This window comes from Flavobacterium qiangtangense, assembly GCF_042658345.1.
In the GTDB taxonomy this organism is placed as follows: Bacteria; Bacteroidota; Bacteroidia; order Flavobacteriales; family Flavobacteriaceae; genus Flavobacterium; species Flavobacterium qiangtangense.
The window spans coordinates 65716-88782 of record NZ_JBHSQB010000009.1 but is presented as its reverse complement, the minus strand read 5'-3'; the positions used below and the strand labels follow the sequence as shown (position 1 = coordinate 88782).

General features: G+C 35.1%; 22 protein-coding genes and 1 tRNA gene. 10 read left to right on the top strand and 13 right to left on the bottom strand.

Annotation, left to right across the window (positions count from 1 at the left end; translation table 11 throughout):
- Window positions 1-8 precede the first annotated feature (8 nt).
- The 6 genes from ACFPVY_RS12175 to ACFPVY_RS12150 all read right to left on the bottom strand — a co-directional run bounded on the left by ACFPVY_RS12175 (window position 9) and on the right by ACFPVY_RS12150 (window position 6421).
- Entirely contained in the window at window positions 9-983 is a 975-nt protein-coding gene (locus tag ACFPVY_RS12175; protein WP_379792361.1) for a hypothetical protein, read from the bottom strand.
- A gap of 9 nt (window positions 984-992) precedes the next feature.
- Complete coding sequence (locus ACFPVY_RS12170; protein WP_379792360.1) at window positions 993-2687, bottom strand: DUF6909 family protein; 1695 nt, start codon at window positions 2685-2687, stop codon at window positions 993-995.
- An 84-nt stretch (window positions 2688-2771) separates the two neighbouring features.
- Window positions 2772-3656 carry a carboxypeptidase-like regulatory domain-containing protein gene (locus tag ACFPVY_RS12165; protein WP_379792359.1) on the bottom strand — a complete coding sequence of 295 codons (885 nt, stop codon included), beginning with the start codon at window positions 3654-3656 and terminating at the stop codon, window positions 2772-2774.
- Between the two features lie 15 nt (window positions 3657-3671).
- On the bottom strand, window positions 3672-5165 hold the full coding sequence (locus ACFPVY_RS12160; RefSeq protein ID WP_379792358.1) for a GH3 auxin-responsive promoter family protein: 1494 nt from the start codon (window positions 5163-5165) through the stop codon (window positions 3672-3674).
- A gap of 46 nt (window positions 5166-5211) precedes the next feature.
- A complete protein-coding gene (locus tag ACFPVY_RS12155; protein WP_379792357.1) occupies window positions 5212-5550 on the bottom strand; it encodes an SdpI family protein in 339 nt (112 codons plus the stop codon).
- Window position 5551: 1 nt separating this feature from the next.
- Window positions 5552-6421, bottom strand: coding sequence for a M23 family metallopeptidase (locus ACFPVY_RS12150; RefSeq protein WP_379792356.1), 870 nt, complete (start codon window positions 6419-6421; stop codon window positions 5552-5554).
- Window positions 6422-6658: 237 nt separating this feature from the next.
- On the opposite strand from ACFPVY_RS12150, the gene ACFPVY_RS12145 reads away from it, so the two are divergent.
- Together ACFPVY_RS12145 and ACFPVY_RS12140 are read left to right on the top strand one after the other, a co-directional pair.
- Window positions 6659-6838 carry a Sec-independent protein translocase subunit TatA/TatB gene (locus tag ACFPVY_RS12145; protein WP_379792355.1) on the top strand — a complete coding sequence of 60 codons (180 nt, stop codon included), beginning with the start codon at window positions 6659-6661 and terminating at the stop codon, window positions 6836-6838.
- A 184-nt stretch (window positions 6839-7022) separates the two neighbouring features.
- Window positions 7023-7394 (top strand): DoxX family protein, encoded by a 372-nt coding sequence (locus ACFPVY_RS12140; RefSeq protein WP_379792354.1) that lies wholly within the window; start codon window positions 7023-7025, stop codon window positions 7392-7394.
- A gap of 39 nt (window positions 7395-7433) precedes the next feature.
- Here ACFPVY_RS12140 and ACFPVY_RS12135 read toward each other — a convergent pair whose 3' ends face one another.
- Window positions 7434-9557: a Tex family protein gene (locus ACFPVY_RS12135; RefSeq protein ID WP_379792353.1), complete on the bottom strand. Its 2124-nt coding sequence runs from the start codon at window positions 9555-9557 to the stop codon at window positions 7434-7436.
- A gap of 54 nt (window positions 9558-9611) precedes the next feature.
- Between ACFPVY_RS12135 and ACFPVY_RS12130 the strand changes: the two genes are divergently transcribed.
- The gene (locus ACFPVY_RS12130) at window positions 9612-9914 is read left to right on the top strand and encodes a DUF1294 domain-containing protein (RefSeq protein ID WP_379792352.1); all 303 of its coding nucleotides are present in this window, start codon (window positions 9612-9614) and stop codon (window positions 9912-9914) included.
- Between the two features lie 99 nt (window positions 9915-10013).
- Here ACFPVY_RS12130 and rpiB read toward each other — a convergent pair whose 3' ends face one another.
- Together rpiB and ACFPVY_RS12120 are read right to left on the bottom strand one after the other, a co-directional pair.
- The gene (rpiB, locus tag ACFPVY_RS12125) at window positions 10014-10445 is read right to left on the bottom strand and encodes a ribose 5-phosphate isomerase B (protein ID WP_379792351.1); all 432 of its coding nucleotides are present in this window, start codon (window positions 10443-10445) and stop codon (window positions 10014-10016) included.
- Window positions 10446-11083: 638 nt separating this feature from the next.
- Window positions 11084-11323: a putative signal transducing protein gene (locus tag ACFPVY_RS12120; protein WP_379792350.1), complete on the bottom strand. Its 240-nt coding sequence runs from the start codon at window positions 11321-11323 to the stop codon at window positions 11084-11086.
- Window positions 11324-11466: 143 nt separating this feature from the next.
- Between ACFPVY_RS12120 and rnr the strand changes: the two genes are divergently transcribed.
- The 3 genes from rnr (at window position 11467) to ACFPVY_RS12105 (ending at window position 15260) form a co-directional block, all read left to right on the top strand.
- The gene (gene rnr / locus ACFPVY_RS12115) at window positions 11467-13653 is read left to right on the top strand and encodes a ribonuclease R (RefSeq protein WP_379792349.1); all 2187 of its coding nucleotides are present in this window, start codon (window positions 11467-11469) and stop codon (window positions 13651-13653) included.
- Window positions 13654-13784: 131 nt separating this feature from the next.
- Entirely contained in the window at window positions 13785-14456 is a 672-nt protein-coding gene (locus ACFPVY_RS12110) for a head GIN domain-containing protein (RefSeq protein WP_379792348.1), read from the top strand.
- A 120-nt stretch (window positions 14457-14576) separates the two neighbouring features.
- Entirely contained in the window at window positions 14577-15260 is a 684-nt protein-coding gene (locus ACFPVY_RS12105; RefSeq protein WP_379792347.1) for a LysE family translocator, read from the top strand.
- Between the two features lie 868 nt (window positions 15261-16128).
- Here the strand turns inward: ACFPVY_RS12105 and ACFPVY_RS12100 are convergent.
- Window positions 16129-16199, bottom strand: a tRNA-Cys gene (locus ACFPVY_RS12100).
- An 83-nt stretch (window positions 16200-16282) separates the two neighbouring features.
- Window positions 16283-16642, bottom strand: coding sequence for a dihydroneopterin aldolase (folB, locus tag ACFPVY_RS12095; RefSeq protein ID WP_379792346.1), 360 nt, complete (start codon window positions 16640-16642; stop codon window positions 16283-16285).
- Window positions 16643-16749: 107 nt separating this feature from the next.
- Here folB and ACFPVY_RS12090 point away from each other — a divergent pair, with 107 nt between their 5' ends.
- From ACFPVY_RS12090 to ACFPVY_RS12075, 4 genes are all read left to right on the top strand, one after another.
- On the top strand, window positions 16750-18843 hold the full coding sequence (locus tag ACFPVY_RS12090) for a glutamine--tRNA ligase/YqeY domain fusion protein (protein ID WP_379792344.1): 2094 nt from the start codon (window positions 16750-16752) through the stop codon (window positions 18841-18843).
- A gap of 511 nt (window positions 18844-19354) precedes the next feature.
- Window positions 19355-19684 carry a YtxH domain-containing protein gene (locus ACFPVY_RS12085; RefSeq protein ID WP_379792342.1) on the top strand — a complete coding sequence of 110 codons (330 nt, stop codon included), beginning with the start codon at window positions 19355-19357 and terminating at the stop codon, window positions 19682-19684.
- Window positions 19685-19696: 12 nt separating this feature from the next.
- Entirely contained in the window at window positions 19697-20050 is a 354-nt protein-coding gene (locus tag ACFPVY_RS12080) for a competence protein (protein WP_379792341.1), read from the top strand.
- An 11-nt stretch (window positions 20051-20061) separates the two neighbouring features.
- Window positions 20062-20307 carry a DUF6327 family protein gene (locus ACFPVY_RS12075; protein WP_379792340.1) on the top strand — a complete coding sequence of 82 codons (246 nt, stop codon included), beginning with the start codon at window positions 20062-20064 and terminating at the stop codon, window positions 20305-20307.
- Between the two features lie 41 nt (window positions 20308-20348).
- On the opposite strand, the gene ACFPVY_RS12070 is transcribed toward ACFPVY_RS12075, so the two are convergent.
- Both ACFPVY_RS12070 and gltX read right to left on the bottom strand, forming a co-directional pair.
- Window positions 20349-21368 (bottom strand): SPFH domain-containing protein, encoded by a 1020-nt coding sequence (locus ACFPVY_RS12070; RefSeq protein WP_379792339.1) that lies wholly within the window; start codon window positions 21366-21368, stop codon window positions 20349-20351.
- Between the two features lie 87 nt (window positions 21369-21455).
- Window positions 21456-22970, bottom strand: a complete 1515-nt coding sequence (gene gltX / locus ACFPVY_RS12065; protein ID WP_379792337.1) for a glutamate--tRNA ligase — start codon at window positions 22968-22970, stop codon at window positions 21456-21458.
- Window positions 22971-23067: the final 97 nt, after the last annotated feature.

Here is a 23067-nt window from a genome sequence, read left to right as displayed (position 1 = left end):
GTTTAACACTACGTGTTTATTTTTCGCAACTGCGATTTATAAAATTTTAGAAATGAATTAATTATCAAAAATAAAAGTATGAAAACTATCGGAAGAATGAATTTCATTTTTTCATTTATTGACTTTGTATCTTTTATATTAAGTACTGAACTATTAAGTTTTACCACATAATCAGCGCTCAAGAGCTCAATCCTGATATTAGCGTTGTCCTGAATCAATAACTCTTTAGTCTTTAGCATCTCATTGAGTTGCGTATTGTCATTATAATAAACTAATTGAGAGCCTTTTGATCCAGATTGATTCTTTGAAAACATATTCAAAATGGCATCAATTTGCTTGATGATTGAATCGTTTGAAACCATTTTCATCTTTATGTTTTCTATGTGTACTCTTTTCTGTTCAGCATAATAATCAGAGTCATTTAAAAAGTTAATAATTGGCTCTACAGTATTTTTTTGATTAGTGGTTTCGCCAGTTGTAAAATAAATACCGTGAAAAGGATAATTCTTGCTGGTTACTTTGTCTTGAACGATTTTATTCAAATCGCCATCTTCAGCCATTAATTTAATAAGCTCAAAATTTTGTTCATTATTTTCAATAAATTTATAAACATCAACTACTGGCTTAATTTCAATAAATGACATTTTTTGCGATTTTTTTATTCCAATTTTTTTAAGGAAAACAGTATCACCTTCTTTTATTTTTGATTGCAAAAGCTCAACTTTGGAATACAGATAATCTGTACTTTTATAGTTCGGCTTTACAATAATTTCACTGCTATACGAATTCGTCTTTTTATCCAAATAATACCCAATTCCCGCTCCTATCACGAACAAAACAATCAATACAATCAAATTTCTCTTCACAAAAAGAAATCCTCTAAAAATCCAACTCAGGAAGTTTTCATAAGCCTGACCCATTTTTTGCGAAACCTGTCTCAAATCAATTTCTTGATCATTATTATTTGGAGTATTTGAACTCATAAAAAGTTATTATTTTACGTTAAAGATTTGTTCCAATATTTTTATAGTAATCAAATAAGTAGGTTTTACACCGGTAGTTCCAAGTCCGCCCGAAGCCAATGTGCTTCCGGTTTCCAACGGATTATCCGATGCATAATACGCATATCTTACTTTTACATCTGGATTGATGCTTTTTCTAATTTTTGATGCCGACTGAATCGCTTTTTGGTAATAAGAACCTTCCATTTCAAGGCCAATTACGCCCCAAGTCGATTCATGGAAAAATTTCAATAAATCCTTATTTTGAAGCGAAGTTCCCAAAACAGAAACCATTGGCCCCGCATAAACCGGAATATCATTTCCTTCAAACATTTCTGCAGTAAGCTCATTTTCAAACGGATAATTATCTCCCGTTCCTTCATTGATATGCGCGGACGGAATCATTATATCGCCTTTTCCGCCCTCAAGAATTCCGGCTTTTCCCATAATCGAAACCGATTCTACATTTAAGAAATATTTGTTTTTCTCAAATTTATAAGGCTTCAATAATTCGTCAATCGTTTCATAAGCTTGCTCTCCAAACGCATAATCCATCACGATAATTACCGGCGGATGCTCGCCAATTTGTGCTTTTGGAAACGCAGATTTTGCCCAATCAATTTTAGCAGTATCAAAAACCTGAACGTCAATATTTGTTCCAGAAGCCGCATCAGGAACAGAAATCATTCCGAATTTTAATGCTACTTCTTCCACTTTATCGCGCACATCATTTGCCCCTGGCTTGCTTAATTCTTCAAAAATAAAGAAATCAGACTTGTCCTTGAATTTTGTTTTTAATGTGTGCGTAGCAAAAATCGAGTTCATCACACTATGCATATTCGCGCTGATAATGTGAATTGGGCGATCTAACAAGTCGTTTTGTCTCAAAACTTCCTTGATGTTGTTTGCCCAAATTTCTCCGTGGATATGATGTCCTAAACGTTCACGCAAAATCGGACTAAAAGTAATTGTTCTTTTATTATTGAAAATCACTTCTTCAATCGCCAATTTTCCTAACCAGTAAATGACATGCAAGAAACGATCTGGTTTTTCTTTGGTTCCAAAAGCTTCATAAATATCCAAGATTTCCTCAAAAGAACGTCCTAAAATATTGGAAGCGTGCGAAATAGCAATTTCTCTTTCAATCAACGGAAGTTCTTCGTTTTTGAAAACAATTTCCTGTAATTTTTCCCAATCTCTGGTAAATTCTTTGGTATTTTCATCCAATAAAACTCTGTCCTTGATTTTATGCGACTCGATGAAAATAAAAGTCAAATGCGTCAAAATATCATAGATATCAGAACGACCTCGTGTGATTTCCACGTTCATTTGTTCATCGTCAATTCGGTAGCAATTGCGCTTTCTTTTTGGCGGAACAATCGGCGTGAAATGCGATTTTGAGTAGCCTTCATCCGAAGTTAAATTGATGAAACGACATTCTTCAATTCCCACCGGAAGCCTCTCGATTACATACAATAATCCGCTTAATTCGACCTTTTCTTCTGCAATAGTTCCATAAATTTCCGGACGCAATTGCAGTAATGCTTCTCTCAATGTTTCTCCAGAAACGCCCATTGGTTTATAGAATCCTCTATTAAACAAATGGCGCATTGTGATGTATAATTTCTCAATTGCCGCCGAAGATTCTTGGGCTCTTGATCGTGATATATTTTTAGTTTCTTTCATTCTTTTTAATTTCTAACCCGCAAAAGTAAGATTTTTATTTTTAATTAACTTTAACAGTGACTTTGTCTTAGTTTTATGTAATCATTAATTCGTCAAAATCAAGTTGATCGACGGTTCATAAATCGTCGTCGTCTTTCCATACGGATTCAGTTCTTCTTTACTCTGCTTGATCCATCTTCCGCCAGAAAAACTAAACAAATGATCTTTTTCAACCGCATTATAAAGTACCAACGGCGCAAAACTGATTTTGGTTTTTGTGGTATTTGAATTGTAATCGGTGATGGTTTTTGTGATTTTATTTTTTTCGATCAAAAGTCTTTCGAAGACGACAAAAACTCCGGTTTCAGGCATTTCTAAGTTAAATTCCGTCAAATCAACTTCTTGTTTGTTGATGCCTTTTTTTAAGGTCACGATATAATTTTTGTCCAATAATTCATCGCCAGGATAACCGCGCTCGTCAACTTTATACAATTGAATTCTGATCGTCGCGCCTTCAATTTTGCTGTCAACAGTAATTGTGGCTTTTTTAATCCAGCTTGTTTTTTTGTATTCGGGCAAAAAAGGGAAAAACTTGGCGTCCATTTTTGGTCCGTTGTCAAAAGCTTCAGCAACTCTGTTTTTGGTTTTCCCAATTTCGATTTGTGTTTTTTCCTTCCTATTATTTGAAATCAAAATCTCGCCAATTTCCACCGCCGACGGAGACAAATTCACAATCAGCGATTCTGAAGCTTTCACCACTTTCCTTTCAAATCCCAAAGCAGAAAAAACCAGATTTTTACTTTTATCCGAAAAATTAATGACAAATTCGCCATTTTCTTCAGAAGTCGTCCCGATGTTTTCATTTTCCACCCATACGCTCACGTAAGGAATTGCATTTCCGGAAAGACTGTCCTTGACAACGCCTTTGGTTTGGGCAAAACCGATAAATCCAATAAAATAAAGCAATGCGATTAATCTTTTCTCTTTCATCTTTTTTCTTTTCTCCTAAACTAATTTATCCGCAATATTTCTATCATTGCTCAACCTTGGAATTTTATTTTGTCCGCCTAATTTTCCGATGGATTTCATATAATCTTGGAATCCGTTTTTAGAAACTTTAGTAATTACAAGCTTTCGCAACACATTTCCTACGATTAAATCGTCATAATAAATGTTTTGTTTTCGCATCGCGTTGTCAATTTTCAAGGCAAATTCGTCCAGGTTTTCGGGTTCTCCCGAAGCTTCAGAATCAAATTCGATAAACCATTCGTGAAACGGCAGACCTTCATTTGGAGCAATTTGCGGGGCAACGGTAAACTCATTCACGCGCACGTTTGAATTTTCCATCGCTTCTTTTAAGGCTTCTTCCACTTCTTTGCCAATAACGTGCTCGCCAAAAGCAGAAATGTAATGTTTGATTCGCCCAGAAACAATGACACGATATGGCTTCAACGACGTAAATTGCACGGTGTCGCCAATATTGTAACCCCAAAGTCCGGCATTGGTTGAAATTATCAAGACATAATTGACATTTAATTGTACTTCACCGATCGTATATCTTCTTGGATTTTCCGTAAAAAATTCATCGGCTTTGATGAATTCATAGAAAATTCCGGCGTTCAAGAGCAATAACATTCCTTTTGCTGACTGCGAATCTTGGTAGGCAAAAAATCCTTCGGAAGCCGGAAAAAGTTCAATCGAATCTACTTTTCTTCCGATTAAATTCTCAAATTTGGCACGGTACGGTTCAAAATTCACGCCTCCGTAAATGAACAAATTGAAGTTTTTGAAAATTTCGCCGACAGGCTTCCCTCCTTTTTGTTTCAGCTTTTCAAAATACATCTGAACCCACGACGGAATTCCCGAAATGACGGTCATGTTTTTGTCGAAAGTTTCTTCCACAATCGCATCAACTTTGGTTTCCCAATCTTCAATGCAATTGGTTTCCCAACTCGGCATTCTGTTTTTCTGTAAATATTTTGGAACAAAATGTGCCACGATTCCGGACAATCTTCCAAACTGGATTCCGTTTTTTTCCTCCATAATCGGACTTCCTTGCAAGAAAATCATTTTGCCCGAAACAAAATCGGCTTTGCCAGTTTCGTGGATGTAATGAAGAATCGCATTTCGCGCGGCTTCGACGTGAAAAGGCATTGATTCCTTGGTCAACGGAATGTATTTTGCACCAGAAGTGGTTCCGGAAGTTTTCGCAAAATACAGCGGTTTTCCTTTCCAAAGCACATTTTCTTCGCCTTTCACGACTTTATCGACATATGATTTCAAACCTTCATAATCACGAACCGGAACGTGTTTTGCAAAATCAGAAAATGATTTTATTTGGCTAAAATTATGGTCTTTCCCAAACTGTGTTTCCTGCGCATCTTGAATCAAACTCTTGAACACTTTTTCTTGAGTTTCAATCGGATTTTTGGCCCATTTCTGGGTTTTATCATAGATTTTTTTGGCGAACTGCTTGGCTAAAAAAGCTTTTATTGACATTCTTTATTTATGATTTTTGATTTGAGATTTTAGCTCAAATTGATATTTATTTAGGATTTGCGAATTTTTTTCGCAATGCTATTTCTGTGGTTAAAATTGGAATAAAAACGGCGAATATTACAATAATATTGATATAATTTTCAGGGAAATCAAAAAGACCTAAAAAACAAAATGGCAAAATAATACCGCCAAATTTCATCAATTCTTTTGCAGAATATTTCTGCGAAAAGTCCCATCTTTCCTGCGTTTTCATCGAATTCATAGTTCGATATCCATAAAACATATTTATTTTTTTTGGCGGAAATCGATACATAATAAATCCAGCGATTATAAAAATCGAACCCGTCAAAAGCGGTAATTGGTTTATGTTTTCAGTCCATTCCATATTATTCAAAATCTATAAAAGTTGTGGGATCGATGGCAAAACCGTCTTTCCATAATTCAAAATGAAGGTGAACTCCGGTCGATTCTTTTCCGGTTGTTCCTGCTGTGGCAACGACTTCGCCTGTTCGAACTACGTCACCTTGTGATTTTGTGAGCGAATTGGCGTGTTTGTAAACAGACAGAATTCCCTCGCCGTGGCGAATGATGATTACATAACCGTTTGTGGGCGTCCAATCAGCAAAAATCACGGTTCCGTTGGCCACTGACTTTATCGGAGTGTTTTTTGGAACGGCAATATCCACGGCAAAATGCTTGGTCTTTGGATCGTATTTATCAGTAATATGTCCGGTGACTGGCGGAAAAAGCACCAGATTTACTTTGGCTTCAGCCTTATCGAATAAATTATATTTGTCTTCTTGAGCCACTTGTTCCCTGAGTTTTAAATCGGCAGAAGTTGGCTTCAAATTCACTTCGTCTTCATCTAAAAGTTCAGCCGCTTTTATCGAATCTTTGTTCAATTTTGCTACCTCAACGTCGCCCGCCAAAACTTTTTTTATGGATTCGATATATGCATTATTTACTTTGATAGCTTTTTCTAAAGAGTCTGATTTTAAGGCCAATTCTGTCGCTTCTCGTTTCAATTTTGAAGAAGCATAACCCGGAATATATTCTCGCAATGGCGTGAAAGCAATGATATATGTGGTAATTGCGATCAAGAAAATGGCGCCTCCGGTCAACACCACAAACACGTTCATCAAGTTCAATTTCAGCGAAAAAATTTCTTCAAAAGTTTCCTCATTCAAAATAACCAAACGGTTTTTTGTCAGTAGCTTTTTCTTTAAAATTTCTCGTTTTTGTCTCTTTGCTGACATTGGAATTCGTGTATTTTACAAATATAATAATTTGACAGTTTTTTGCTTGCTTTTATGCAGTTTTACAATGGAATTATTTAGGATAAATTTTCAAATTAAAACCAATTTCATTTTTTTGTCGTAAATTGGTTTTATAAGACATAACGTTTTTAACTTATTATTATTAAGTGGTACGTTTTTCTTTTTTATCTTTGTAAAATATTTCTAAACATTGCGCAAGCAATAATTTTAAACATCATGGGAAAATTAGGCTTAACAGAAATACTTGTAATCGTTGCGATCATCTTATTACTTTTTGGAGGTAAAAAAATTCCAGAATTAATGAAAGGATTGGGTTCTGGTATTAAGGAATTCAAAAATGCAGCTAAAGACGAGAATCAGCCAGCAGCAGCAAAAAAAGAAGAAGAAAAGATCTAATAAAGCTTTTCCACTCAAAAGCTTTTATTGAAAGCCTCAAGGATTTTAAAATCTTTGAGGCTTTTATTTTTTATATTTTCCGAACAAAATTATTTCTGAATTTTATAGTTTTATTTTATTTATCGAAATTTAATTGTATAAATTTCTAATTTCGTAGCATCAAATAACTTAAAATTATAAACTTATGAAAATTCTAAAAACTATTCTCAGCACCTTGTTTGGACTTATGTTCCTAAACGCTGGTGTTGACAAATTCTTGCATTATATGCCAATGCCTGAAATGAGTCCAGAAGTAGTAAAAGCTGGAGAGGCGATGGTAACAATAACATGGTTAATCCCTTTAATTGGGCTTATTGAAATTTTAGGTGGATTATTATTTATTTTTCCAAAGACAAGAGCTTTAGGAGCAATTGTTATTTTGCCGATAACAATTGGAATTATTTTACATAATGCTGTTTTCATGCCATCTGGTTTGGCGATTGCTGGCGTGTTTTTGATAATAAATATCTGGATGATTCAAGATAATTGGGAGAAATATAAACCGATGTTTCGATAAAAATTTAATAGCCCTCGGGAAATTCTCGAGGGTTTTATTTTACAATATCATCGTCAACTGAACTCTCTTTCTACTTTCATCCACCTCAACAACTTTCACTTGAACTTGCTGGTGCATTTTCACTACCTCATTCACGTCAGAAACAAAACCTTCTTTTAACTGTGAAATGTGAACCAATCCGCTTTCTTTGATTCCGATATCAACAAAACAGCCAAAATTGGTGATGTTATTCACAATTCCTGGCAAGACCATTCCGGTTTTTAAGTGGCCAATTGTTTTCACATTTGGGTCAAATTCAAAAACTTTAGCCGCTTTTCTGGGATCTAATCCTGGCTTTTCTAATTCTTTTACGATGTCTTTTAAACCAAGTAATCCGATATCTTCTGTTACATACTTTTCCACTGGGATCTGCGCTATTTTTTCTTTATTGGCAATCAAATCATTGACAGAAACTTTCAAATCTTTGGCCATTTTTTCTACAATCTTATAAGCTTCAGGATGAACTGCAGAATTATCTAGCGGATTTTTTCCATTCGCGATTCTAATAAAAGCGGCGGCTTGTTGATAGGCTTTTTCTCCTAATCTTGGGACTTTTTTCAATTCTTTTCGTTCTTCAAAAGCACCGTTTTCAGCACGATACGCCACAATATTTTCAGCCATCTTCTCCCCGATTCCGGAAACATAGCTCAGCAAAGATTTACTAGCCGTGTTGATATTAATTCCAACCGAATTCACGCAACGAACCACGACTGAATCTAGTTCTTCTTTTAGTTTAGTTTGATCCACATCGTGCTGGTATTGCCCGACTCCGATTGATTTTGCATCAATTTTTACCAATTCTGCCAACGGATCAGACAATCTTCTTCCGATGGAAACCGCGCCACGAACCGTCACATCATACGTTGGAAATTCATCTCTGGCAATCTTAGACGCAGAATAAATCGACGCGCCGGCTTCACTAACCACAAAAACCTGCAACGGTTTATCAAACGCAATTTTTTTGATAAAAAATTCTGTTTCGCGAGAAGCTGTTCCGTTTCCGATGGAAATTGCGTCAATTTTATAAGCATTCACCATCGAACGGATTTTTTTCATCGCAATTGTGGTTTCATTTTGTGGCGCGTGCGGGAAAATCGTTTCGTTGTAAAGCAGATTTCCGTTTTCGTCTAAACAAACGATTTTACAACCGCTTCTGAAACCTGGATCGATTGCCAAAATTCGTTTTTCGCCCAAAGGTGGCGCCAATAATAACTGACCCAAATTTCCTGCGAAAACTTGAATTGCCGTCGCATCGGCTTTTGCTTTTGCTTCCTGCAAAGTTTCGTTTGAAATCGCCGGAGCCAGCAGTCTTTTATAACTGTCTTCAATGGCTTTTTTCAAATGGACAGCTGTGTCTTTTTTATTTTTTATAATCGATTCTTCCATCATTTCGATGGCTTCATCGGTATCAATTTCTATTTTAAATTTGATAAAACCTTCATTTTCCGCACGAAGCATTGCTAATAATCTGTGCGAAGGCGCGCGTTGCAGATTTTCTTCCCATTCAAAATATTGCTCGAATTTCTTGGCTTTTTCGTCGTCTTTTTTTGCTTTTACAACTTTTGTTGTAATCGAAGCTTTTCTTTGGAAAGTTCTACGTAAATTTTTTCGAATATAGATATTTTCATTAATCCATTCGGCGATAATGTCTCTCGCTCCTTGCAAAGCTTCCTCTTCATTGGCCACATTTTTATTCAGATATTTTGAAGCTACGAAGTCAACATCGTCGTTATTTTGCGCCATAATTATTTTGGCCAAAGGTTCCAATCCGTTTTCACGCGCAACATCTGCCCTTGTTTTTTTCTTCTTTTTATACGGAAGGTAAAAATCTTCCAATTCATTCAAATCATAGCTTTGCTGGATTTTCTTTTCTAATTCTGGCGTCAGTGCATTTTGCTCTTGAATGGATTTTAAAATCGCTTCTTTTCGTTTTGTGATGGCTTCAAATTCCTTGTCAAGTTTGGCGATTTGTTCAATGACAACCTCATCTAAATTGCCGGTTTTGTCTTTTCGATAGCGCGAAATAAACGGAATCGTGCAGTCTTCGTTTAAAAGCTGCAGTGTGTTTTCAATGTTTTTTGTTGGCGTTGTGACTTGTTTTGAGATGTATTCGAGGTTGGTCATTTTTTCTAAAATATTTCTGCTAAAATAATATCTTTGCAATCAAATCTTCGCCAAATGGATATTTTATTATTGCTTTTTTTATTGGTAAATGTCATCGCTTTCACAACCATCGGTTATGATAAACGGCTTGCGGTGAAAAATAAAAGAAGAATTTCTGAGAAAACACTGTTGTTTTGGGTTGCAATTGGTGGAACTGTTGGTTCTTCGCTTGGAATGTTGCTTTTTCGACATAAGATTTCTAAAGGAAGTTATCTTTTGAAGTTTTTTCTGATTGTGGTTTTGCAGGCGGTTTTGATTGTGGGTTTTAACGCAAAGATCCGCGAAGTTTTTTCGCAAAGTTTCACAAAGCTTTCGTGAATCTCTGTGAGTATTTGTGAAACTCTGTGGAATAAAAAAACCGCAAACTACAAATCAAAAAATCTGCGAATCTGCGGTTAAAAAAATTTAAAAAATTACTTATTGACAAGCAATCTTATCCACTCTATTTTGGTGTCTTCCTCCTTCAAAATCAGTATTCAAAAAAGTTTCAACCATTTCAACGGCTTGATTTATAGAAGTATATCTTGCTGGAATACTAATGATATTGGCGTCATTATGTTGTCTCGCCAACGCCGCGATTTCTTTTGTCCAGCACAATGCGGCGCGAATTCCCTGGTGTTTGTTAACAGTCATATTGATTCCGTTACCGCTTCCGCAGATTACGATTCCAAGTTGTGCTTTTCCAGTTTCAACATCAGTCGCTACAGGATGCCCAAAATCTGGATAATCAACGCTATCGGCTGAATCTGTTCCATAATTGGTAACTTCGTGGCCCTTTGCTTTTAGCATTTCAACGATTGCTTTTTTATATTCTGGTCCTGCGTGGTCATTTCCGATGGAAATTTTCATAAGTTGTAGTTATTAAGTTGTGTTGTGCAAATTTACCGTAACCTTTATCATTTACCAAAATAAATAGGAGAGAAGTTATACCTTTTGATTATCAAATATTTAGATTTTTACCAATTTGTAAAATGCTGGTTATTAGTACCTAAATTGTAATGAAATTGTTAAAACTTTGCATTGTTAACAGCAATTTACAATCCATTGACTTTGAGTTAATTGTAAATTAACATTGATTGTTGATAAGTTCGGATAGAATTTTAGAAGTATTTCTTGTTTGTTCGATTAAAAACAGTAATCCAAAACCTAGATTTAAAAAGCAAGTTTAGTTTGATGAATTTTTGGAAAAGTTATGAGCATCTAAACCAATTTTGTTAACAGTAATTAACAAGTGAACTTATCTACAATTCAAAAACAAAAACAATTATCAACCGTTGTTAACAATGTCTTAAAATTACCTTAAAATGAGATACTTAATTCTTTTAAACTATGTTGATAACTCGGTATAACAATCCCTAACTACAATTCCTCACAAAAAAATTTAAAGTTATATCGACTATTAACAAGCTATAATAACCATTAAAAATTAAATTTAAATTTCTTTTTCTTTTTGTTGTTTTTAATAAATGTTGACAACTTTGAAAACTTCAAACGATTTTCAGATTTTCGTTTCCATTGAATTCAGTCACGATTTCCTTTGCCAAAGCTTCATCTTCCGGATGGACTTTCAATTTGATTCCTCCCAAAGCCTGCGAATACATGGGAACGATGTTCATCATGGTCTCGTTCTCAAAAAAGAATTGGATTTCCTCTTGTTCCAGCCGATGTTTTAAAATTGTGATTTCGTGTGGATAGTTGAAGATGGCGATGGTAACGAATTTTTCCATTGATGATTTGATTTTCATAAAGATACGCAAGAAATCAGATTCTCAAGAATAGTTCCAAAAAGTTATATTTAGATTAAAAATTTTAACATTTGAAAAGAATCTGAAATGTTATTCGTAATTTTCAGCATTATTAGAAAAGAATTATGAGTAAGAAACCTCGCAAGCCTGTAAAAAAAGTAAAAGATTTTACAGCACAGATTTTAAAAATTTTATCACAAGATGCCAATAAAGCATTCAATTATAAGCAAATAGGAGCAAAGCTAGAACTTGACGATACAAAAAGCAGAAATGAAATTATCAGAGATTTAAAGCTTTTGGCTTCACAAAAGAAGATAGTTGAAATTGAACCAGGAAAATTCTTGGTAGTGGCCACAAGCCAAGATTATTATGAAGGAACCATCGATATGACGAGCAGAAAAACGGCTTATTTTGTATCAGATGATTTTGAAGATGACGTTTTTATCCCAACCAATAACTTGAACAAAGCTTTAGACAAAGACAAAGTGAAAGTCTATGTTTATAACCGAAGAAGAGGCAAAAAACCGGAAGGTGAAGTGGTGGAAATCGTCGAAAGAAACAAGACCGATTTTGTTGGAGTTATTGATATCCAAAAGAATTTTGCCTTTGTTTCCACTGCAAATCCAAAGATGTACACCGATATTTTTATTCCAAAGGATAAAATTGGAGATGCTGAAAACGGAGATGTGGTTTTAGTTCATATTGAAGATTGGCCGAAAAAAGCCGACAGTCCGTTTGGAGCTGTAATCAAAGTTTTAGGAAAACCTGGAGAACACAATACTGAAATCCATGCGATTTTGGCAGAATATGGTCTTCCGTATGAATTCCCGATTGAAGTGGAAACTTTTGCACAAAAAATTGATACTTCGATTCAAGAAAGTGAAATTAAAAACCGTCGCGATATGCGTGATGTGTTGACTTTTACGATTGACCCAAGAGATGCCAAAGATTTTGACGATGCGCTTTCCTTCCAAAAATTAGAAAATGGAAACTACGAAATCGGTGTCCATATTGCCGATGTTTCGTATTATCTTGAAGAAGGAACCATCTTAGATAAAGAAGCATATCAAAGAGCAACTTCAGTTTATTTGGTTGACAGAGTAGTTCCTATGTTGCCAGAAGTTTTATCAAATTTCGCTTGTTCACTACGTCCGCACGAAGAAAAATATACGTTTTCAGCGGTTTTTGAATTGACTGAAAATGCGCAATTGGTAAATTCTTGGTTTGGGAGAACCGTGATTTATTCGGATCAAAGATTTTCTTACGAAGAAGCACAGCATATCATTGAAACAAAAGGAGACGTTATTCCAGCAGAAATTTCATTAACTGGAAGCGAATATCAAGTTCCGGCTGAAATTCAAAATGCGACGCTTAAATTAGATGATTTGGCTAAAATTCTTCGTAATAGAAGAATGAAAGACGGCGCGATTTCGTTTGATAAAGTGGAAGTGAAATTTAATTTGAACGAACAAGCCGAACCGGTTGGTGTTTATTTCAAAGTTTCAAAAGATGCGAATCATTTGATTGAAGAATTTATGCTTTTAGCTAACAGAAAAGTAGCTGAATTTATAGGAAAACAAAAACCTAAAAAGACCTTTGTTTATAGAATCCACGACGAGCCAGATGAAACAAAACTGTTTAATTTACAGACTGTTATTTCAAAATTCGGATATACTTTAAACCTGAAATCTAAGAAGGACGTTTCGCAATCGCTAAACCAATTATTGTTAGATGTCAATGGTAAAAAGGAGCAAAATTTGGTTGACACATTGACAATCAGAACAATGAGCAAGGCCAAATATTCGACAGAAAACATCGGACATTATGGTTTGGCTTTTGATTATTATTCACACTTTACTTCGCCAATTCGCCGTTATCCAGACGTGATGGCACATCGTTTGCTTCAGCATTATCTTGACGGAGGAAAAACTGCCGATGAAGAAACCTACGAAGAAATGTGTCAGCACTCTTCAAATATGGAGGTTTTGGCCACCAATGCAGAACGCGACAGTATCAAATACATGCAGGTAAAATACATGCAAGACCACAAAGACGAAGAATTTTTAGGGGTAATTTCTGGTGTAACCGAATGGGGAATTTACGTGGAAATTGTTTCTAATAAATGTGAAGGAATGTGTAGAATCCGTGAAATTCGTGATGATTATTACACTTTTGATGACAAGCAATATGCTTTGGTTGGAGAAGTTTCAAAGAATATTCTGCAACTTGGCGATGAAGTTTATGTAAAAGTAAAAAGCGCAGATTTGGTAAAAAAACAATTGGATTTTACTTATTTGCGTAAGAATGAATAAAAAGTTTACCGCAGATTCGTAGATTTTTTCTTCAGAATATTGAGGTAAATTATTAATAAAATTAGAGCAAATTTTTTAGATTTTAAATTTTTTTTAATCTGCAAATCTGCGGTAATTAAAACACAATGAACATGAAAAAGATAATTTTAGTAGCATTTTTAATGCTTTCGCAACTGAATTTTGCACAAGACAAAACAGTAAGTTTAGGAGATTTTGACGAAGTAAAAGTATTCGATAAAATTTCTTTGCAATTAATTCAAGGAACTGAAAATAAAATTGAAATCACAGGAGCAAAGAAAGACGACGTTCAAATTGTGAATAACAATGGCGAATTAAAAGTAAGAATGCGCCTTGGAAAACTTTTAGCTGGCGATGATATCACGGCAAAATTATATTTCAAAAATGAAATTCATGAAATTACAGCCAGCGAAGGTTCCTATGTTTCTAGTGAAGCCACTTTTAAAGCTGTCTCCTTTGAGGTAAGCTCAAAAGAAGGAGCAGAGGTTAAAATTAACTTAGATGTGGATAAATTAGATGCTAAAACGTCTTCTGGAGGTATTTTGAAATTAACCGGAACTGCTACAAATTTAGTTTCAGTGAGTAATTCAGGCGGCATTATAAAGGCAAAAGATTTAAAAACAAAACAAACTCAAATTACGGTAAATGCCGGAGGCGAAGCTGAAGTAAATGCGTCAGATTTAGTCGAAGCAAAAACCAGAGCTGGCGGAAATATCCACGTTTACGGTAGCCCAAAACAAGTAAACAAGAAAAACGTTATCGGCGGAAATATCACCATCCATTAACGAGAATTTAAAAAAGGATTGTAAATTTTGAATTATCTTTGTATTACTTCTTTGTAAATTAGCTGAAATTGCTAATTTGCAAGATTTAAAACAGAATTTGAAAACTTACAATCCTTTTTGATGATTCAAGACATTTTAACTGGCATTCCACTCGGTATTTTTTTATGCTTTATGATTGGGCCAGTTTTTTTTATCCTCTTAGAAACCGCTGCAGTCAAAGGAATCCGCGCAGCATTGGTGTTTGATTTAGGAGTTGTAATCGCAGATATTCTCTTCATCTGCATCGCATATTTCAGCAGTTACAGACTTATCAACAGTATCAAAGACGAACCCGCACTTTTTATTTTTGGCGGATTAATAATGGCAACTTATGGCGTCATTTCGTTCATGCAACTTAAAAAAGCGAATAAAATACAAAACGAAGACCCAGAAGTAGAATTAATCAAAAAAAACTATGGAAGCCTTTTCATCAAAGGATTTCTTCTCAATTTCATCAACGTCGGCGTACTCGGATTTTGGCTTTTAATCATCATCACATTTGGCCCACAATTAGACCTTCAAACCTCACGACTTTTAGTATTTTTTGGCTCCGTAATCGGAACTTACATTTTAGTTGACCTTGCAAAAATGTTTCTTGCAAAAAGACTAAAAAGCAAAATGACACCAAAAAACATCCTTAAAATAAAGAAAATAACAAGCATCCTTTTGGTTATTTTTGGATTATTAATCATGTCACAAGCGCTATTTCCAAGCGATCAGAAATTTGTAAAAGACGTTATTAATAAAATTGAACATAAAAAATAAACTACAATCCTAGCCAAAAAGTTGGGATTTTTTTTGAGCCAAACTTCCGAATCTTTTAAATGAAATTCCTGCTGTTTCGCCATATCTTTTATCACTCCCGAAGCTTCTGGACAGTGATAAAAGGATATTTACGAACATCAGGGCTATCTTCAAACTTTCCGCTTCTTTTAAACTTTTACAAGATTGTGGAGCAACTTTTGTCTTAAATTTTTATCGAAAGTATTACGCTTAATCTCATCATTCCGAGAAAAGAAGTCCAAAAATATTTTGCAACTTCTCATCGAAAGTATCATCTGAATCTTGTTATTCCAACGGAAGAGGAATCTTCGTTAATAGCTAAAAATGTAAGAATTCCTTTTTTTTCCAGTTAATATCTTCCACGAAAATATTAGGTTTAATCTTGTCATTCCGAGGAACGAGGAATCATCGATGTTTGCTCAGATTGTGGAGATTCCTCCTTCGTCGGAATGACAAGTTTAGGTGGTCTCGTTGTCAAAATCAAGCATAAAAAAACCTCCAAGATACCTAACAGGTTTTCAAAACCTGTTAGGTATTTTTTTAAGTAGTTTAACCCGTTGGGTGTAATTAGGAAATATAAAGATTTTTGTCATTCCGACGGAGGAGGAATCTCTGTTAGTAGCTCAAATTGTGAGATCCTTCCTCCGTCGGAATGACAAGTTTGGGTGGTCTCGTTGTCAAAATCAGGCATAAAAAAACTCCAAGTTTGCTTCGCCAGTTCACTGCGTTCGTGTCCTTGAAGGTTTTTGAGGCATCTCCCGACGCTTCGGGAGAGATTCGAACCCATCTTTAATTATTTTTACTAAAAATTTAACATAAAAAAACCTCCAAGTTTCCTTGAAGGTTTTAGAGGCATCGTCCGGATTCGAACCGGAGTAGGAGCTTTTGCAGAGCCCAGCCTAGCCACTCGGCCACGACGCCATTTGTTGAATGGACGGCAAATGTAATTAAAAAGTTTAAAAGTTTAAAGTTTAAAGTTTAAAAAGTTTCACAAAATCCAACTCCTAACTTCTATATTCTTCAATTTGAATGGTAACTGCTTCAACATCACCACCAATCGGTGGATTTATTTTTGAAACAGAAACAATAATTCTCGACACCGAAGCAATTTCCTTGAAAACTCTTTGCACAATTCTATGAGCTACGTGTTCTAATAATTTGGAACGGATAGCCATTTCTTCTTCCACAATTTTATTCAAATGTACATAATCCACGGTATCTTCGAGCTCGTCGGTTTCCATTGATTTGCGCATATCGGTCTTGATTTCAAGGTCAACAGAATAATCAGAACCAATTTTTCCTTCCTCAACCAAACAGCCGTGGTAAGAAAAAGTTCTGATGTTTTTTAATTTTATAATTCCCATTTTGTGTAAAACTTTAAAGTTCAGTGCTTAAAGATTATTGATAGTTGCTAACTTTAAACCTTAAACCTTGAACCTTTTTTTTATATTTGCTAAAATTAAGAAAAAGTATGGCATCAGAAGAAAAAGCACTGAATTTTATTGAGCAAATCATTGAAGAAGATATCAAAAATGGCTTGTCTCAACAGAAATTACGTTTTCGTTTTCCACCAGAACCAAACGGTTATTTGCACATTGGACACGCCAGTGCGATTGCATTAAATTTTGGTTTAGGTATTGATTATCAAGCTCCTGTAAATTTACGTTTTGACGATACAAATCCTGAGAAAGAAGAACAGGAATTTGTGGATGCAATAAAACGTGACGTGGAATGGCTTGGATATCAGTGGGAAAGCGAATGTTATGCTTCTGATTATTTCCAGCAATTGTATGATTGGGCGGTTGAATTTATCAAGAAAGGCAAAGCCTATGTTGACAGCCAATCTTCAGAAGCGATGGCCGAACAAAAAGGAACACCGACTACGCTAGGAACGGATTCACCTTATAGAAATCGCTCAGTTGAGGAAAATCTTGATTTATTCGAAAGAATGAAAAACGGAGAATTCCCGGAAGGAACACATATTTTGCGTGCAAAAATTGACATGAAATCGACAAATATGTTGATGCGTGACCCAATTATGTACCGAATTTTGCACAAAGACCACCACAGAACCGGGAGCGATTGGAAAATTTATCCGATGTATGACTGGGCTCACGGTGAAAGCGATTATTTGGAAGGAATTTCGCATTCATTCTGTACGTTGGAATTTTTGCCTCACAGAGAATTATACGATTGGTTTTTAGACCAAATTTATGATGACAACAAGATTCGTCCGAAGCAAAGAGAATTTGCAAGACGTAATCTTTCACATACGGTTGTCAGCAAGAGAAAATTACAGCAATTGGTTAAGGAAAAGCATGTTGAAAGTTGGGATGATCCAAGAATGTCAACGATTTCTGGATTGAGAAGGCGCGGTTATACGGCTAATTCTTTGCGTAATTTTGCCAATACTATCGGAATTGCGAAACGCGATAACTTGATTGATATTTCAGTTTTGGAATTCTGCATTCGTGAAGATTTGAACAAAACAGCGCCAAGAGTTATGGCAGTTTTAGATCCGGTGAAAGTGGTGATTACCAATTATCCTGAAGGAAAAGAGGAATGGCTTGATGCTGAAAATAACCAAGAGGATGACAATGCAGGTTTCAGAAAAGTTCCTTTTTCTAGAGAAATCTATATCGAAAGAGAAGACTTTTTAGAAGAAGCAACCGGCAAGTTTTTCCGTTTGACTTTAGGCAAAGAAGTGCGTTTGAAAAATGCGTATATCATTAAAGGAGAAAGTGTTGTAAAAGATGGGGAAGGAACTATTACTGAAATTCACGTAACCTATGACACCGACAGTTTAAGCGGAAGCGGAACGGAAGCAAGTCAAAGAAAAGTGTCTGGAACCTTACACTGGGTTTCGATTTCACACGCGATTGAAGCTGAAATTCGTTTGTATGACCGACTTTTCAACGATGAATCTCCAGATACGCACAAAGGAAAAGATTTCTTGGAATTTGTGAATCCGAATTCGTTGCAGGTGATTACAGGATATTTAGAACCGAGTTTAAAAGACGCTAAAGTGGAAGATAAATTTCAGTTTCAGCGATTGGGTTATTTTACTGTGGATAAGGATTCTACGGAAAATAAATTAGTTATTAACAGAACGGTTGCGTTAAAAGATTCTTGGGAAGAAAAGGGTAAAAAAGAAGAAAACAGCATCAATAATTCTTTGAAAGAAATCAATAAATATTTCAAAGTTGGGACTGATGAAGAGCGAAATGCGGTTGAGAAATCAATAGGAGCGGAGCTTGCAACCGTTTCTAATTTCAGCTTGTTGCAAAATTCATTGAAGAAAAACATAAATAATAATAAGAGTTCGTTGTTGTTTTCTAATTTCCTTTTGAAATATTCTAATTTGAAAACTTCGGATATTGAAACGGAAACATTGCATAAATTATATTCAATGTCGTTGAAAAGCGAATCGCCTTTTGTAAGATTTGAAGTAATTCAGAATTTGAAAAAGGATGAAGTTAGTTTGGGAGAATTTTCTGGACAGATTTCAGATTTGAAAAATAATGAGAAAAGTGAATTGGTTTTGGAAGTTTTGAAGAGTTTGTAGCTTTAAATTTTTAACGCAAAGTTGCAAAGGTTTCGCAAAGTTCGCTAAGCTGGATTTTAAAAAACATTTGATAGATTTTATATATGAAAAGCTTCCGTTATTGGAAGCTTTTTCTATTATTGTAAATTTCTATTGCTTTATAAACAGTTATAGTTTTTGGTAATCAAAATCGGCTTTCATATTTTGTTTTTAAGGGAATTTCTGAATTTTTTAATGGTAATTTATATTGTAATTATTGAAGTTTTCTTAAATCGCTTTATTTGCGTTTTTTGTTCGCAAACTTGTAAAAGCGAAAAGGAAGCCTGAAAGATGGTGCGTTTAACCCTGATGCTTGAAATTATCCTTTTTCTGTTTTCAGAAAAAGATAATTCATGCAGCAGGAATATGATTTAAAAAATTCTAAAAGTTTGGTTCATAATAAAAACACAAAAAAATACTTTAACCTGTCATTAACACCCAAATGTTAAAATTAATTGTAACTTTAAATTATTAACCAAAAAAACAAATAGTTATGTCTAAAGGAAATGCAATTATCGGAGTATTGGCTGGAGCAGCAATCGGTGCAGCAATTGGAGTTTTATTCGCGCCAGACAAAGGTGATAAAACTAGAAGAAAAATTAAAGATGGTTTTGATAACCAAAAAGATGAATTGACTAATAAATTCAATTCGTTGTCAGAGCAAGTTAAAAGTAAATTTTCTAAAGCGAAAGTTGACTTGGAGACAGGTTTTGATGATTTAGTGGCAAACGCACAAGATACGAAGGAAGATGTGATTGCGGCTTTAGAAAAAAAATTGACTGACTTGAAAGCTCAGGCGCAAGCTGCTTCTGACAAAAAATAAAACCCTCGCTTTATGGCATTTGAAAAAATAAAAGAAAACACCGACGAATTGCAAGACAGAGCCAAAGAATATATTGATGCAAATATTGCATATTATAAGCTTTATGGTTTTAAGATTGCAATGAAATCTACAACATTAATGCTCAAATTATTTTTGCTGGGTGTGATGCTTGTGATCGTAACACTATTTTTTTCGATTGCTTTAGCGTTGGCGATTGGATATGGTCTTGATAACTTTGCGTATGGATTTTTAATTGTTGGCGGAATTTATCTGGTCATGGCAATTTTGGTCTATTATGTTCAGGATAAGATTGTTGAAGGTCCGATTTTGAGAACTTTCTCTAAGATGCTTTTCAAGAAATATTAATAATATAGTTTATGGAAATTACAAAAACATATTCTTCATATGAAGAGATTAATAGAGAATTACAGATTCTTAAAGTTGAAAAAGATTTAGCTTTCGAGAAAATGAATTTGAGTTTCATGGAAACCAAAGATAGTTTTACTGCTAAAAACATTGTGGGGACGGTTCCTGGAATAGCACTGAATATTTTAGGTGCGTTATCTGGACCGCTCAAAAATGTGGGAATAGCATATCTGACAAAGAAGATTTTTCGGATGTAAAAACAAAAAAGAGGCTTTTTAAGGCCTCTTTTTTTATGTTCTTATACCAAATCAGTATTTTCTGGATTTTCTTTGTCTCTCGACTTAGATTCTTCTGATTGATTGAAGTCGGTCATGCTTCGTTTTACTTCCTGACCAGAATCTTTTTTCTTTTGATAACGTTTCATAGATTCGCCCACTTGATTTGAAGCTGTGAATGATGCCACCATATTGTTTAGCATATCGCTTCCGGCTTGTGGAGAATTTGGCAAAAGAATCAAGTTAGAATTCGCGTCAGCGCCAATTGCTTGTAATGTATCATAATGTTGTGTTACAACAATTAAAGCCGAAGCTTCTTGAGAATTAATTCCCACTTTATTTAAGATATCAACACTTTCAACCAAACCTCTTGCAATTTCACGTCTTTGGTCTGCAATACCTTGACCTTGCAATCTTTTGCTTTCGGCTTCGGCTTTTGCTTTTGCCACGATTCTGATTCGTCCAGCTTCTGCTTCGTATTCTGCAGCAGATTTTTCTCTGTCGGCTGCGTTGATTCTGTTCATTGCATTTTTAACTTGGATGTCTGGATCAATATCTGTGATCAAAGTATTGATGATATCGTATCCGTAAGTGGTCATCGCTTCGTTCAATTCACGTTTTACAGCAATGGCAATATCGTCTTTTCTTTCAAAAACATCATCTAATTTCAACTTTGGAACTTCCGCACGAACCACGTCAAAAACATAAGAGGTGATTTGGTCATGCGGATATTCTAACTTGTAAAAAGCTTCATAAACTTTGTCTTGGATAACTTTAAACTGAACCGAAACCTTCATTTTCACAAACACGTTTTCTTTCGTTTTTGTTTCAATGATTACATCAAGCTGTTGAATTTTCAAATTTATTTTTCCTGCGATTTTATCAACAATCGGAATTTTCAATTGCAATCCTGAGTGACGGATGCTTTGAAATTTCCCAAAACGTTCTACGATAGCAGAAGTCTGTTGTTTTACCGTAAAAAACGACGATAAGAAGATAAATAAGGCGAAGAATAAAATTACATACAAAGGAATGTTGTCCATAATACAGTGTTTAAAAGTTAATTCGGTTAAGATATAAAAAAAGCCTCTCATTAAGAAAGGCTTAGTAATTTATTTCTAGAATCTTGATTATTTCAAAGTCTCAATCGCTTTATTAATTCTGGCGATCGTTTCTTCTTTTCCAATAATGCTGATAATGTCAAATAGGTGAGGACCTTTCAAAGAACCAACCAAACTCAATCTTAATGGTTGCATAATTTTCCCCATCCCAATTTCATTTTCTGTCATCCAAGCTTTGACCGTATTCTCCACATTTTCTGTAGAAAAATCTAAAGTGTTTTCTAAGACTTCAATCAATCTTTTCATCAATTCAGATGTATCTTCTTTCCAGTTTTTCGTCGCTTTTTCATCGTAAGATGTTGGCGCCACAAAAAAGAAATTCGATAAATCCCAAAGCTCAGATGCAAATGTCGCGCGTTCTTTTACCAAACGAACAATTTCTGTAACCGTTTCAATAGGTCTGTTGATTCCTTTTTCTAATAATGTATGCGAAAGCTGATGCGCCAAAACTTCGTTGTCAGATCGTTGGAAATATTGGTGGTTGAACCATTTATTTTTCTCTGGGTCAAATTTTGCTCCAGCTTTATGAACTCTTCCTAAATCAAAAATATTTACCAATTCGTCAAGCGTAAACAATTCTTGGTCGGTTCCTGAACTCCAACCTAATAATGCCAAGAAGTTGATAACCGCCTCTGGCAAAAATCCTTTTTCTCTATATCCTGAAGAAGTTTCGCCTGATTTTGGGTCTTTCCATTCCAAAGGAAATACTGGAAATCCAAGTTTGTCTCCGTCTCTTTTTGATAATTTTCCGTTTCCAACAGGTTTTAAAATCAATGGCAAATGCGCAAATTCTGGAGCTTCCCAATTGAATGCTCTGTATAATAAAACGTGCAACGGCATTGAAGGAAGCCATTCTTCTCCACGAATCACGTGTGACGTTTCCATCAAATGGTCGTCAACAATATTGGCCAAATGATACGTCGGCATTCCGTCGCTTTTGAACAAAACTTTATCGTCTAAAAGATTAGTGTCAAATTTCACATCGCCACGAATCATATCTTTCAATTGCAATAGCTCGCCAACCGGAGTTTTAAAACGAATTACGTATTCTTCTCCGTCCAAAATTCGTTTGGCAGTTGTTGGAGCATCATTCGTTAATGAATTGTCTAATTGCTCACGATTGCTGTGGTTGTAGATAAATGTTTTTCCGTTTTCTTCATCCGTTTTACGCAATTTATCCAAGTCTTCTGCAGAATCAAAAGCATAATAAGCCCAACCCGAATCAATCAATTGGTCAGCATATTCTTTGTACAAATCTTTTCTTTCGCTCTGACGGTAAGGACCAAACTTTTCATTTTTCCCAACAGTTTCATCAGGAGCAATTCCAAGCCATTCCAAGGCTTCCAAGATATATTGTTCTGCACCAGGAACAAAACGATTTTGGTCAGTATCTTCCACACGTAGATAGAAAACGCCACCGTGTTTTTTAGCAAATAAATAATTGAAAAGGGCAGTTCTCACGCCACCAATATGCAAAGGTCCAGTCGGACTTGGGGCAAAACGAACACGAATTGGTTTTGACATTTTGAATAAATTTTATTGCAAAGATACGAAGTAAGAAGCAAGAGGCAAGAGAAAAGAGTTTTTCAGATGCCGTCTTTTCTCTTTCTTCTTTCATCTA